Raw genomic sequence first — 12,796 nt, forward strand, 5'->3', positions numbered from 1 at the left:
GGATCCTTACTGACGCGTTGACTTGGGCGTTCCTCGCACCTCGTTGGAGGCGATCTTGAGACGGTGGCCAAGAATTTTCTCCACCGTTGTGGCTGGAGGGGAAAGTGGCAGGTCAGGGCGGGTGTCGGGGTGGCGCGGGTGATTTTGTCCACAGCGTCGTCCCCCGGTCCGTACACAGCTTCCGGCGAGTTACCCACAGCATTGGCGCCGTCATCCACATGTCATCCACACAGCCTGTGGATAACAAGATTGGCTGACGCCGCTCTCGGGCCTACCGTGGTTCGTTGCCCGACTCGCCGACAGCGGATTCGGGTGCCCCAAATGTCAGAGCCGTGTCGTAGAAAGAGTGACACGGCGAGGTCCGCGTTGCGGACGGGAGGAGGCGGCCCGGTGAGCATGCCCGAGCCCATGGACGACCCCTGGGCCGACAGCGGTCCGGGTGACCGTCTGCCCGCCCGTCCGCGCCGTAACAGCGAAGGCCGTGGCCGCGGGGACGAACAGCACGACCGGGGCCGCGAGGGCGGCTCCTGGGACTCCGGCGGTGGCGGCGGCTTCGAGCGCGTTCCGCCCCAGGACCTCGACGCCGAGCAGTCGGTGCTCGGCGGCATGCTGCTCTCCAAGGACGCCATCGCGGATGTCGTCGAGGTCATCAAGGGCCACGACTTCTACCGGCCCTCGCACGAGACGATCTACCAGGCCATCCTCGACCTGTACGCCAAGGGCGAGCCGGCCGACCCGATCACCGTCGGCGCCGAGCTGACCCGTCGCGGCGAGATCAGCAAGGTGGGCGGGGCCTCGTACCTGCACACCCTGGTCCAGTCCGTGCCGACCGCGGCGAACGCCGAGTACTACGCGGAGATCGTCCACGAGCGGGCCGTCCTGCGACGCCTGGTCGCCGCCGGTACGAAGATCACGCAGATGGGCTACGCGGCCGACGGCGACGTGGACGAGATCGTCAACAGCGCCCAGGCCGAGATCTACGCCGTCACCGAGCAGCGGACCTCCGAGGACTACCTGCCGCTCGGCGACATCATGGAGGGCGCCCTCGACGAGATCGAGGCGATCGGCTCCCGCAGCGGCCAGATGTCGGGCGTTCCCACCGGCTTCACGGATCTGGACTCGCTGACCAACGGTCTGCACCCGGGCCAGATGATCGTCATCGCCGCCCGTCCCGCCATGGGTAAGTCCACGCTCGCGCTGGACTTCGCCCGGGCCTGCTCCATCAAGAGCAACCTGCCGAGCGTGATCTTCTCCCTCGAAATGGGGCGCAACGAGATCGCCATGCGCCTGCTCTCGGCGGAGGCCCGGGTGGCGCTCCACCACATGCGCTCGGGCACGATGACGGACGACGACTGGACCCGGCTCGCCCGCCGCATGCCGGACGTCTCCGCAGCCCCGCTCTACATCGACGACTCCCCCAACCTGTCGATGATGGAGATCCGGGCCAAGTGCCGTCGGCTCAAGCAGCGCAACGACCTCTCGCTCGTGGTCATCGACTACCTCCAGCTGATGCAGTCGGGCGGCTCGCGCCGCCCCGAGAGCCGTCAGCAGGAGGTCTCGGACATGTCCCGAAACCTCAAGCTGCTGGCGAAGGAGCTGGAGGTCCCCGTGATCGCGCTCTCCCAGCTGAACCGTGGTCCGGAACAGCGCACCGACAAGAAGCCGATGGTCTCCGACCTGCGTGAATCGGGTTCGATCGAGCAGGACGCGGACATGGTGATCCTGCTGCACCGCGAGGACGCGTACGAGAAGGAGTCCCCCCGTGCGGGTGAGGCGGACCTGATCGTGGCCAAGCACCGTAACGGCCCCACGGCCACGATCACGGTGGCCTTCCAGGGCCACTACTCACGCTTCGTGGACATGGCCAACACGTAGCATCCGATCATGGATGAGCTTGCTGAGGACCTGGAACTTCTCCCTTCCACCCGGCGTGCGTTGAGGCACCGGATCGCCGTCGCGCAGAGCGAAGGGCGGGCGCCGTCCGTGGTGGCGGCCGTCCTGCGCGGCGGGGAGGTGCTCTGGGAGGGCTCCCGGACCTCGGTCGAGGGGCACGGCCCGGACGGCGACGTGCAGTACCGGATCGGGTCGATCACCAAGACGTTCACGGCGGTCCTCGTGATGCGACTGCGGGACGAGGGCCTGATCTCGCTCGCCGATCCGCTGGAGAAGCACCTGCCGGGAACCGCCGCCGGCCAGGTGACCATCGCCCAACTGCTCTCCCACACCAGCGGGTTGGCGGCGGAAACGCCCGGTGAGTGGTGGGAGCGCACCCCCGGCGAGCAGCGGCCCGAGCTCGGCGACGTGCTGGGGGAGGAGCCCTTCAAGCTGACACCGGGTACCAGGCACCACTACTCCAACCCCGGGTACACCCTGCTGGGTTCGCTGGTGGAGGCGGTGCGTGGACGGTCCTGGGAAGAGGCGCTGCGTACCGAGGTGCTGGAGCCGCTGGGGCTGGAGCGCACGAGCGGAGAGCCGCAGGCCCCGCACGCGGGCGGCTGGGCGGTGCACCCCTGGGCGGACGTGATGATGCCCGAACCCCTGGAGGACCTCGGGCTGATGGCCGCGGCCGGCCGGCTGTGGTCCACGACCCGGGACCTGGCACGGTTCGCCGCCTTCCTGCTGCGCGGTGACGAGCGCGTCCTGTGCGCCGAGTCCGTACGGGAGATGCGTACGGCGGCCTCGCCCCCGGAGCCCGGGCTCGCCGAGCACGGATACGGTCTGGGCTTGCAACTGGCGGCCGTCGGCGGGCGCAAGCTCGTGGGGCACAGCGGGTCGCTGCCCGGCTTCGTCGCGGGGCTGTGGCTGAGCGAGGCGGACGACCTGGCGGCGGTGGTGCTGGCGAACTGCACCTCGGGACTTCCGGCCTCGACGGTGGCAGCGGATCTCGTGGGGATCGTGGCGGACGCCGAACCGCGCTTCCCGCGGCCGTGGCGGCCGTTCCTGGAGTCGGACCACGTGCCGCTCGAACTGTGCGGTCCCTGGTACTGGGGGACTTCGCCCCAGGTGGTGCGCCTGACGGCGGACGGGCTGCTGGAACTGGGTCCGGTGGGCGTGAGCGGGCGCACGGCCCGCTTCCGGGCGGAGCCGGACGGCAGCTGGACCGGGCTTTCCGGCTACTACGCCGGTGAGACGCTGCGGGCGGTGCGCCGTGCCGACGGCTCGGTGAGCCATCTCGACCTGGCGTCCTTCGTGTTCACGCGGGAGCCGTACGATGCCGACGCCCCGGTGCCCGGCGGGGTGGACCCGCAGGGCTGGCGGGGCATCGGCTGACGGCCCGGTTCCGGTCCGGGTTCCTCACCGGACCCGGACCCGGACCCGTGAGCGGATCAGGCTACGAGTTCACGCTCCAGCGGAGTACGGAAGCGCGGGGTGATCCGGGCCTCTCCCACCCATGCGGCGAGCCGCCCGGCCTCGGCGGTGATCGCCTGCTCGGCGGCCCGGCCGGGGTTGCCCAGCAGCCGCCGGACGATCTCACCGTCGGGACGCTGCGCCCAGCCGCCGACGATCTCGCCGTTCCACCACACGGTGGGGCCGATGTTGCCGGCGTAGTCGAACAGGGCACTCCGGTGGGCGGGGTCGAGGTGGAAACCGCGGTCGGCCCAGCCCATACCGGTGGGGTCGAGTCCGGGCAGCAACGCTGCCCACGGCTCCGGCGCCGGTTCGGGCCCCGTGTCCCCCGGGCTGACCAGGGCGGTGGTGCCGTCCTCCAGGCGGACCTGGTCGGGTCCCACGGCGACGAGCGCCTTGCGGACCTCCGTGAGGGTCCAGCCGGTCCACCACTTGAGGTCGGCCTCGGTGGCGGGGCCGTAGGCGTGCAGCCATCGACGGGCGATCTCGACGCGGGCCTCGGCGGCGGGTACGGCGGGCCAGGGCTCGGTGTGGACCCAGCGGTACTGGCTGGAGGTCCATGAGCCGCGCGGTCGGTCACGGCGGATCCGGCCGTCGGCGGCGAGCAGTCGGATGACCCGGGTGGCGACCCCCTGCTCGGTCTCGTACTTCTTGCCACGGCTGATGGTGATCTTCTGGCGCAGAGCGGGGACGGCCGCGGACAACTGGCTGCCCGTGGAGGGGCCGTGGGTGTCGAGGGCGGCGAGCGCGGCGGCCTCCGCTCCGGCGAGCCACGCGGCGTCGAGTCCCTGTCCGTCCTCGTCGAGGCGCTTGAGGAGGGTGCGGCGCTCCTTCGCGGCGATCGCGCGGGCGGTGGAGGCGTCGACATGCGGGGCGAGCTCGGCGGAGACCGCGAAGAGCGTGTTGCGCATGCTGAGCAGGCGCACGAGGCTTACGTCCTCGTAGAGCGCCCGCTCGATCATGTCCGGGCCGCCTGCGGTGAGCCGGGCACGGGCCGAGAGGAAGACGGTCGCGGCGTCGGTGGCGTGCAGGGCGACGACGGAGTCCGCCGCCTCGGCGACGGTCGCGGCGCGGGCCGACGGAGCCAGGCGGTGGCGCCGGCCGAGCCGGTGACGTCGCTCGGCGGTGGTGACGAGAGGGAGGCTCATCCTCCCGATCGTAGGCCGGGCCGCCGATGCGGCGGCCCGGCCTACGGGAACGTCCGGTCAGAGCTGGAGCTTGAACCCGACGTGCGAGGCGGTGAAGCCGAGCCGTTCGTAGAAGCGGTGGGCATCGGTACGGGTCGCGTCCGAAGTCAGCTGTACCAGCGCGCAGTTCTCGGCGCGGGACTTCTCGACGGCCCATTCGATGAACCGGGTGCCCAGGCCGCCGCCACGTTCGTCGGCGTGTACGCGGACGCCCTCGATGAGGGAACGGGTGGCCCCCTTGCGGGAGAGCCCGGGGATGATCGTCAGCTGGAGGGTGCCCACGACACGGTCGGCGCGGACGGCGACGACCAGGTGCTGGTTCGGGTCGCCGGTGAGGCGCTTCAGTGCCGCGAGGTACGGGGTGAGGTCCTCCGGGGACTCGCGGGTTGCGCCGAGCGGGTCGTCGGCCAGCATGGCGACGATGGCGGGCACATCGGCCTCGGTGGCCGGCCGGATCGTCAGCTCGGGAGTGTCGGTCATGATGCGTTCTCCTCTCAGCCCGCGGCCACGGTGAGCGGCGCCCACCGGCGGGTCCAGTCGCCGGGTAGGCCGGGGATGTCCCGCGTCATGACGGCGTTGAAGGCCACGGAGGCCAGGCCCCGGTCCTTGAGCCAGGCGAGGAGTTCCTCGTGCCGTACGTCGACATCGGTGCGCAGCTCCCGGTCGGTGCCGATCGCCAGCGCGGTGACCAGGGACTGTGCGGTCGCGGTGTCATGGGCGATCAGCGGGCCGATGACCTGGGTGTCCATGTTGGGCCAGGCCGCTGCGTAACCGGTGAGTGTGCCGTCTCCGGAGCGGTCCTCGGCGACGATCAGCTGGTCGGCGAAGGCGGGCAGCCGGATGATCATGTGCGTGCGGTCGGTGCCGAAGACCTCGGCGTCCAGGCTCAGGATGCGAGGCAGGTCCTCGGCGGTCGCCGGCCGGATCCGGGAAGTCTCGTGCGTGGCGGGGGCGATCTCGTGCCGGAAGGCGCCCCTCAGCATCTCGGCGCGGCCGGTGGTCTCGAAGCCCAGCTCCTCGTACAAGGGGCGCCCGTAGGGGGTGGCGTGCAAGGTGAGGGGAATGCCCTTGAGCACGTCGTCGCAGACGTGGGTCATCAGACGGCGGCCCAGACCCTGGCGGGCGAAGCGGTCGGCCACGAGAACCATCCCGATGGCGGCGAGCTCCGGTCCGGCATGCGATTCGCCGTAGCGGGTGACGACGCATGCGGCCGCGAGTCCCCGGCCGTCCGGGGCGTCGACGCCGTAGCCGTTTCCTGCGGCGAGGAGCAGACGCCACTTGTGTTCCTCGCGGAGCCATCCGCGATCTTCGGACAGGTCGGCGCAGCGGCGGAGATCATCCACGGTCAGCGCCCGGATCGGTAGATCGGTGATGTGTGGTGGTGTCACCTGGCCCAGACTGGATCATGGACCGGAAGTCGTCCAGAGGGTTTGCGGGTGGATGTTTCACGTGAAACACCAGGCACCCCGGCACGGTGCGCCGGACGTTGTTTCACGTGAAACGCGGTGTTTCACGTGAAACGGACCGGCTAGCCTCGTGGGCTATGACCCTCCTGCACCTCTTCGATCTCGACGGGACGCTGATGTACGGCTCGTCCTCGCCGGTTGAGATCTCTCGGCAGCTCGGGCTGAGCGCCGAGATCGCCGAGCTGGAACGAGCCTTCGGCGCGCAGAAGATGAGGCCGCACCAGTTCTCGGTGGCCGCCCACGCGCTCTGGGCCGATCTGACGCCCGCGCATGTCCGGGCGGCGTTCGACGGGGCTCCCTGGCTCGCGGGGATCCGGGACGTGTGGCAGGAGATCCGGGAACGCGGGGACTACTGCGCGGTGATCTCCCTGTCTCCGTCGTTCTTCGTGGAGCTGCTGCTGGAGTGGGGTGCGGATGCCGCGCACGGCTCGGTCTTCCCGGCGGTGCCGTTCACCCGTCCCGTGGAGGAGTCGGGGATCCTCACGCCCGAGGGCAAGGTCACGGTGGCGGACCGGCTCTGCGCGCAGTTCGGTGTGAGCCGGGACGACTGCGTCGCCTACGGGGATTCGGTGACCGACGCCTTGCTCTTCGATGTGGTGCCGGTCTCGGTGGCGGTCAATGCGCGGCCTTTCCTGGCCGAGCGGGCGACTCATGTCTACGAGGGTCGGGATCTGCGGGATGCATACCAGCTCGTGGGGCTGACGCGCCCGGGAGTTGACGCATCTTAGGAGGAAAGTGGGTTCGAAACGCGGATTTTCCGCATTTCCCCGCAGGCCTTTGAGTCGGCCGGCACGCTGTGAAACCCGGAACCACGGATTCACAGGCCGTGGCGTGTGCAGACCGACCGAGATGCTCGAAGCGAGGCACCGCATGGACGCTCCGCCCACCAGATCGGCCAGACGCGAATCGGCCCGGATATCCGGCGAGGGCGGTGCGATCGAGCCCTCACCGGATGCCGTACTCATCCGCCGGACCCTCGCGGAGATCGCCCCCGTCGCCGACAAGGTGACCTCGTACTTCTACGCTCTGGTCTTCACCGGCCATCCCGAGGTGCGCGGTATGTTCCCCGCCGCCATGGACGTGCAGCGGGACCGCCTGCTGAAGGCGCTGCTGACCGCCGCCGAGCACATCGACAATCCCGCCGTCCTCGTTCCCTACCTGCGTCGACTGGGCGCCGGGCATCGCAAGTACGGCACGATGGCCGGTCATTACCCGGCGGTCGGCGAAGCCCTCGTCGGGGCACTGGCCCGCTACGCGTACAGCAGCTGGGGGCCCGAGGCGCAGGCCGCCTGGGTACGCGCGTACACCGCGATCTCCCAGATCATGATCGACGCGGCGGCGGAGGAAGAGGTGAAGGCCCCGGCGTGGTGGAACGCCGAGGTGGTCTCCCACGATCTGCGCACCCCGGACATCGCGGTGCTGACGGTCCGCCCCGACCAGCCCTACGCCTTCCTCGCCGGCCAGTACGCGAGTCTGGAGACCCCGTGGTGGCCGCGGGTATGGCGGCACTACTCCTTCGCCTCGGCGCCGCGCGCCGACGGACTGCTGTCCTTCCACGTCAAGGCCGTCCCCGCGGGCTGGGTCTCCAACGCGCTGGTGCGGCACGCCCGCCCGGGAGACGTCCTGCGCCTGGGACCGCCGGCCGGGTCGATGGTCGTGGACCACACCACGGACAACGGCATGCTGTGCCTGGGCGGGGGTACGGGGATCGCGCCGATCAAGGCACTCATCGAGGACGTGGCCGAACACGGCGAGCGGCGGCCGGTCGAGGTGTTCTTCGGGGCCCGCAGTAACAGCGACCTCTACGACAAGGACACGCTGCTGGGGCTCCAGCGCTCGCACCCGTGGCTGTCGGTGCGCCCGGTGGTCGGCGACGGGCTGGCCGGACAGCTGCCGCACGCGGTGGGCGAGCATGGGCCGTGGAGCTCGTACGACGCGTTCATCTCCGGGCCGCCCGCGATGATCCGCAACGGAGTGGACGAGCTCCTACGGATCGGCATCCCCTGCGAGCGGATCCGGCACGACGCGGTGGAGGAGCTCGCCGGCATCGCCGGCTGAGACCGGAGGCAGGCCCGGTCTCAGGCCGGACTCAGCCCAGGTCGGGAGCGTGCATGGCGCGGACACCCTCGATGTTGCCGTCGAGGTAGTGCCGCAGGGACAGCGGGACGAGGTGGACGGCGGCGATGCCCACCCGGCTGAAGGGCACGCGGACGATCTCGTACTCACCCTCGGGCTCGTCGACCTCGGGGCCGTGCCGGAGGCTCGGGTCCATCGATTCGAGGTGGCAGACGAAGAAGTGCTGCACCTTCACACCGGTCACCCCCCTGTCGGCGATGTGCTCGACGGTGTCGACGAAGCAGGGGACCACATCGGTGATCTTCGCGCCGAGTTCTTCGTGGACCTCCCGGTGGAGAGCGTCGACGACGGTGGAGTCCGAGGACTCCACTCCCCCGCCGGGGGTGAGCCAGTACGGGTCGACGCCGGGCCTGGTGCGTTTGATGAGGATCAGGTCGTCACCGTCGAGCAGGATCGCGCGGGCGGTGCGTTTGACCACGGGACGTTCGGTCATGGGAGAAGAGTGGCCCGCCACTCCGCTTCTGAAACGCGCCACGGCCGGAAAAGGGTCGACTCACCAGTGCGCCGCGGCATTCAGCAGCCGGTCGTGCGCCCGGGCGAGGTGGGCGAGGGCCAGGCTCCCGGTCCGCACGACCAGGAACCAGGTACGCAGCGGCGGCACCGCAGGCTCCGCCAGCGCCACGATCCGACCGCTGTCGAGGGCGTCCTGGCACAGGTAGCGGGGCAGGACGGCGAGCCCGGCGCCGGCCCGGACGCATTCCAGCACGGCGCGCAGGTCCGGCACGACCACGGTGGCGGCCAGGGACCTGGCATCGGGCAGGGTGTCGAAGACGGCGGTCCAGTAGCGGGTGACGAGCGGCAGACTCTCGTGGACCTCGACCAAGGGGATGCCGTCCAGGGCGGCGCAGCCCTCCTCGCGCAGCCGGTCCATGTCGACGAGGGCCGCCCAGTACGGCGCGGCGACCAGGACGTGCTCCTCGTCGCACAGCGCGGTGGCGGTGAAGAGCCCGCCCCGGGGATGGGCGGTGGTGACGACGAGGTCGTGATGGCCGGCGGCGAGCCCGTGCAGGCTCGCCTCGGCATCGGTCTGCGGGGTGGCGCGCAGGGTGTGCCCCTGGCCGACCAGGAGGGCGAGGGCCGGGAGCACGCGCAGGCACAAGAACTCGGGAGACCCGGCGACGTGGAGGGTACGTAACGCGCCGGCGGCCTCGCGCTCGGTCTCGGCGATCCGCAACAGGGCGTCCAGGTGCGGGGCCGCCTTGTGGGCCAGCTCGTCGCCGACGGCGGTGGGGGTGACGCCACGGGCCCGTCGGTGGAAGAGCGGGCGCCCCAACTGCCGCTCCAGGGTACGGATCTGTGAGGTCACGGCGGGCTGGGACAGCCCGAGGAGGGCGGCTGCGCGGGTGAACGAGCCGGCCCGGTGGACGGCGACGAAGGTGCGCAACAGGGTCAGGTCCATCGCTGCACCTCTCGGTGGGGGCCTTCAACTATAAATATGCAGATAGGTCCCTGTCGTTACCGTGATTGGACTCTGACGCAGAGTCAATTAGCCTTGTCGCGTGGTTCTTCGCTCGGGGAACCCGGGGCGGTCCGAGCCACCAGGGGGGAGGCTCGGACCGTTCTCCACGACGACGGCCATGACCGGTTCAGTCCCGGGCGCCCGCGTGGTCGAGGGCGCGCAGCACGTCCGCGACCAGGTCCTCGGTGTCCTCCGCGCCGGCGGAGAAGCGGATGAAGCCCTCCGGCACGGCGTCGCCGCCCCAGCGTCCGCGTCGCTCGGCGGTGGACCGTACCCCGCCGAAACTCGTGGCGTCCTCGACCAGGTGCAGGGCCGCCATGAACTGCTCCGCGTGCGCGCGGTCGGGCAGGGTGAAGGAGACCACCGACCCGAAGCCCCGCATCTGCCGGGCGGCCGTCTTGTGCGAGCGGTCCGTGGGAAGCCCCGGGTAGCGCAGTCCACTCACGTCCGTCCGGTGCGTCAGCGCCTCGGCCACGGCCAGTGCGTTGGCCCACTGGCGCTGCGCGCGCAGCTGGATCGTGGCGAGCGAACGGTGGGCGAGCCAGGCCTCCATGGGGCCCGGGATCGCACCGACGATCTTGCGCCACCGCCGGACGCGGGCGGCGAGCTCCGGATCGCGGCACACGACGTACCCGAGCAGGACGTCGCCGTGGCCGGTGAGGCCCTTGGTGCCGCTGGCCACCGAGAAGTCCGCCCCCAGCTCCAGGGGCCGTTGTCCGAGCGGGGTGGCCAGGGTGTTGTCGACAGCGACCAGGGTCCGGCCGGCATGTGCCGCGTCCACGAGGCGGCGTACGTCGCAGACGTCGAGCCCGGGGTTGGACGGGGTCTCGATCCACAGCAGTCGGGCCCCGTCGAGGGCCGCGAGCTGGGCGTCGTCACCGGTCGGAGCGGTGCGCACGTGGATCCCGTACGCCTCCAGTTGCTCACGCAGCAGGGGCAGCGCCTGGTAGCCGTCGTCGGGCAGGACCACGGTGTCGCCGGAGTGCGTCTGGGAGAGGAGGACGGCGGAGACCGCCGCCATGCCGGAGGCGAAGACGATGGTGTGCACGTCCTCGCCGGGGGCCTCCAGTTCCCCGATCGCGCGTTCCAGCAGCGTCCAGGTGGGGTTGGTGTCGCGGCCGTACGCGTAGGGGCCCTCGACGTCGCCGGGGAGGTGGAAGTGGGCGGCGAAGACCGGTCCGGGCAGGGGCGGCTCGTTCTTGACGGCTTCGGGCAGTCCGGCCCGGACGGCGCGGGTGCCGTCGCCGAGCCCGGCCGCTCCGGTCCCCTGGGGGGCGTATTCGTTCATGGGGTGGGCTCCTTCACGGCGGCGCGTACGGCATCCAGCAGGCCGGGGCTCGCGGCCTCGACCAGTTCCAGGCACTCCTCGAACCCGTCGAGCGGCCCGTAGTAGGGATCCGGTACGTCGGTCTCGGCGGTCGAGGCCGCCGGATCGTAGGAACGCAGCAGCCGCACCTTCGCGGCGTCCTGCGCGGTGGGCGCGAGTGCCCGGAGGTCCCGCAGATGCCCGGCGTCGAGCGCGATGACGAGGTCCAGCCGCGCGAACCAGGAGGACCGGAATCGGCGGGCCCGGTGGTCCTGCTCGTAGCCGGCCGCCTCCAGGACGGAGATCGTGCGCGGATCGGCGCCGTCCCCCTCGTGCCAGCCGCCGGTGCCGGCGCTGTCCACCTCGACCAGGGCGGCGAGCCCGTCCGCCGCCACATGGGCACGGAAGACCGACTCGGCCATGGGGGAGCGGCATATGTTGCCCGTGCAGACGAAGCAGACGCGATACATGGCAGGCCCGTTCAGTTCTTGTCGGGCAGGACCATGTTCATGGCCCAGGAGACGACGGAAATGATCAGGCCGCCGAGGAGGGCGGTCCAGAAGCCGTCGACGTGGAAGCTGAGATCGAGCTTCGAGGCCAGCCACGAGGTCAGCAGCAGCATCAGGGCGTTCACGACGAGGGTGAACAGGCCGAGGGTGAGGATGAAAAGCGGCAGCGAGAGCAGCTTCACCAACGGCTTGACGAGCAAGTTGACGAGGCCGAAGACCAGCGCGACCAGGATCAGGGTGAGCGCCCGTCGGCCCGTGCTGCTGCCGTCGTCGAGGGTGATGCCGGAAAGCAGCCAGATGGCGACGGCCAGGGCCGCCGCGTTGGCGAGCGTCTTGACTACGAAATTCGTCATGTGTCTGATCGTGGCAGAGAAGATCCCGGTGGGACATCCGCAGATCAGCGGATGCGAGGGAACGATCGAGTACAAGGGGCACAACGACGATGAAAGCCTTCCGGCTTGACGAGCTCGAAGCGGAGCGGGCCGCGAACGACGGCGCCTATCTGCAGTTCCTGCGCGAGCGGAACATGTCGGTCGGGCTCTACGCGCTCGACGCCGGACAGATCGATCCGCAGCTTCCGCACCGGCAGGACGAGGTGTACTTCGTCGTCAGCGGCCGGGCCTCGATCACCGTCGGGGAGGAGACGACGACCGTGGCGCGCGGCAGCGTCGTCTACGTCCCGGCGGGTGTCGCGCACAAGTTCCACCACATCACCGAGGACCTGAAGGTGATGGTGGTCTTCTCCCCTCCGGAGGGCTGAGCGGCCCGGCCGGATGAGGGTCGCGGCCCTGATCCCCCTAAGGGGCGGATCAGGGGACTCCGAGGGCTCGCGGGCCCCGATACGGGGCCCTGGACTCCTAGCATCGAGAGCAGGAAGCAACGGACGAAGTCACGGACGAAGAAGAGGTCGAGGACATGGACGGCATCCGAGAGATATTCGCAGGCATGCCCTGGTGGGTTAAGTGGGTCGCGGTTCCGCTGCTGGCCGTCTTCGTCTTCGGCGGTGTGATCACCAGCATCCTGGGCGCGCTGATCGGGATCGTCTTCAAGCTGCTCCTCTTCGTCGGCCTCGTCGGCGGTCTGATCTTCGTCGTGAAGAAGTTCAGCGGCGGCGGCTCGAAGTCCTCCTCCGGCGAGTGGTGACCAGGAGCGGTCCGGGCGGATCCGGGATTGAGCCAGGTGAGGGAACATGACCCCCTGAACGGCTCACATCCCCGGAATCGGTGGATAGAGTGGCAATCTATGCCGTTCCCTGGGCACCGAAAGCCGGTACAACCGCTCCGACCTGCCGCCCTGACCTGCGGCGACGCAAACGAGCCGCCGAGTACGACCCCCCAGGAGCCACGGCACGCGCGGGGGCGGCCCCCGCAGGGTGGGCCTCCCCA

14 protein-coding genes are annotated in these 12,796 nt (G+C 70.4%); 6 read left to right on the plus strand and 8 right to left on the minus strand.

The features are described from left to right. Nucleotides 1-408: 408 nt before the first annotated feature. Both dnaB and AB8A24_RS01715 read left to right on the plus strand, forming a co-directional pair. Nucleotides 409-1,875: a replicative DNA helicase gene (gene dnaB / locus AB8A24_RS01710; protein WP_328965916.1), complete on the plus strand. Its 1,467-nt coding sequence runs from the start codon at nucleotides 409-411 to the stop codon at nucleotides 1,873-1,875. Between the two features lie 9 nt (nucleotides 1,876-1,884). Next, the gene (locus AB8A24_RS01715) at nucleotides 1,885-3,270 is read left to right on the plus strand and encodes a serine hydrolase domain-containing protein (RefSeq protein ID WP_369474360.1); all 1,386 of its coding nucleotides are present in this window, start codon (nucleotides 1,885-1,887) and stop codon (nucleotides 3,268-3,270) included. A 56-nt stretch (nucleotides 3,271-3,326) separates the two neighbouring features. Here AB8A24_RS01715 and AB8A24_RS01720 read toward each other — a convergent pair whose 3' ends face one another. Genes AB8A24_RS01720 through AB8A24_RS01730 form a run of 3 tightly spaced genes read right to left on the minus strand, consistent with a single transcriptional unit; the run spans nucleotide 3,327 to nucleotide 5,923 of the window. Next, the gene (locus AB8A24_RS01720) at nucleotides 3,327-4,496 is read right to left on the minus strand and encodes a winged helix DNA-binding domain-containing protein (protein WP_328962574.1); all 1,170 of its coding nucleotides are present in this window, start codon (nucleotides 4,494-4,496) and stop codon (nucleotides 3,327-3,329) included. A gap of 57 nt (nucleotides 4,497-4,553) precedes the next feature. After that, nucleotides 4,554-5,015 (minus strand): GNAT family N-acetyltransferase, encoded by a 462-nt coding sequence (locus tag AB8A24_RS01725; protein WP_328962575.1) that lies wholly within the window; start codon nucleotides 5,013-5,015, stop codon nucleotides 4,554-4,556. Between the two features lie 14 nt (nucleotides 5,016-5,029). Next, on the minus strand, nucleotides 5,030-5,923 hold the full coding sequence (locus AB8A24_RS01730; RefSeq protein WP_328962576.1) for a GNAT family N-acetyltransferase: 894 nt from the start codon (nucleotides 5,921-5,923) through the stop codon (nucleotides 5,030-5,032). Between the two features lie 155 nt (nucleotides 5,924-6,078). Between AB8A24_RS01730 and AB8A24_RS01735 the strand changes: the two genes are divergently transcribed. After that, nucleotides 6,079-6,729 carry an HAD-IB family phosphatase gene (locus AB8A24_RS01735; protein WP_328962577.1) on the plus strand — a complete coding sequence of 217 codons (651 nt, stop codon included), beginning with the start codon at nucleotides 6,079-6,081 and terminating at the stop codon, nucleotides 6,727-6,729. Between the two features lie 121 nt (nucleotides 6,730-6,850). After that, the gene (locus AB8A24_RS01740) at nucleotides 6,851-8,059 is read left to right on the plus strand and encodes a globin domain-containing protein (RefSeq protein WP_328962578.1); all 1,209 of its coding nucleotides are present in this window, start codon (nucleotides 6,851-6,853) and stop codon (nucleotides 8,057-8,059) included. Nucleotides 8,060-8,090: 31 nt separating this feature from the next. On the opposite strand, the gene AB8A24_RS01745 is transcribed toward AB8A24_RS01740, so the two are convergent. From AB8A24_RS01745 to AB8A24_RS01765, 5 genes are all read right to left on the minus strand, one after another. After that, nucleotides 8,091-8,570: an NUDIX hydrolase gene (locus AB8A24_RS01745; RefSeq protein ID WP_328962579.1), complete on the minus strand. Its 480-nt coding sequence runs from the start codon at nucleotides 8,568-8,570 to the stop codon at nucleotides 8,091-8,093. A gap of 60 nt (nucleotides 8,571-8,630) precedes the next feature. Next, nucleotides 8,631-9,536: a LysR family transcriptional regulator gene (locus AB8A24_RS01750; RefSeq protein ID WP_328962580.1), complete on the minus strand. Its 906-nt coding sequence runs from the start codon at nucleotides 9,534-9,536 to the stop codon at nucleotides 8,631-8,633. A 187-nt stretch (nucleotides 9,537-9,723) separates the two neighbouring features. Beyond that, nucleotides 9,724-10,884: a cystathionine gamma-lyase gene (locus AB8A24_RS01755; RefSeq protein WP_328962581.1), complete on the minus strand. Its 1,161-nt coding sequence runs from the start codon at nucleotides 10,882-10,884 to the stop codon at nucleotides 9,724-9,726. Then, nucleotides 10,881-11,372 (minus strand): low molecular weight protein-tyrosine-phosphatase, encoded by a 492-nt coding sequence (locus AB8A24_RS01760; RefSeq protein WP_266383210.1) that lies wholly within the window; start codon nucleotides 11,370-11,372, stop codon nucleotides 10,881-10,883. The genes AB8A24_RS01755 and AB8A24_RS01760 overlap by 4 nt, the downstream gene beginning before the upstream one ends. A gap of 11 nt (nucleotides 11,373-11,383) precedes the next feature. Beyond that, nucleotides 11,384-11,764: a phage holin family protein gene (locus AB8A24_RS01765; RefSeq protein ID WP_030755446.1), complete on the minus strand. Its 381-nt coding sequence runs from the start codon at nucleotides 11,762-11,764 to the stop codon at nucleotides 11,384-11,386. Between the two features lie 89 nt (nucleotides 11,765-11,853). On the opposite strand from AB8A24_RS01765, the gene AB8A24_RS01770 reads away from it, so the two are divergent. After that, the gene (locus AB8A24_RS01770; RefSeq protein ID WP_030008372.1) at nucleotides 11,854-12,171 is read left to right on the plus strand and encodes a cupin domain-containing protein; all 318 of its coding nucleotides are present in this window, start codon (nucleotides 11,854-11,856) and stop codon (nucleotides 12,169-12,171) included. A 155-nt stretch (nucleotides 12,172-12,326) separates the two neighbouring features. Continuing rightward, nucleotides 12,327-12,554 (plus strand): DUF5326 family protein, encoded by a 228-nt coding sequence (locus tag AB8A24_RS01775; protein WP_030713860.1) that lies wholly within the window; start codon nucleotides 12,327-12,329, stop codon nucleotides 12,552-12,554. Nucleotides 12,555-12,796: the final 242 nt, after the last annotated feature.

Origin of the sequence: Streptomyces sp. BF23-19 (genome assembly GCF_041106355.1) — a bacterium.
Lineage (GTDB): Bacteria > Actinomycetota > Actinomycetes > Streptomycetales > Streptomycetaceae > Streptomyces > Streptomyces virginiae_A.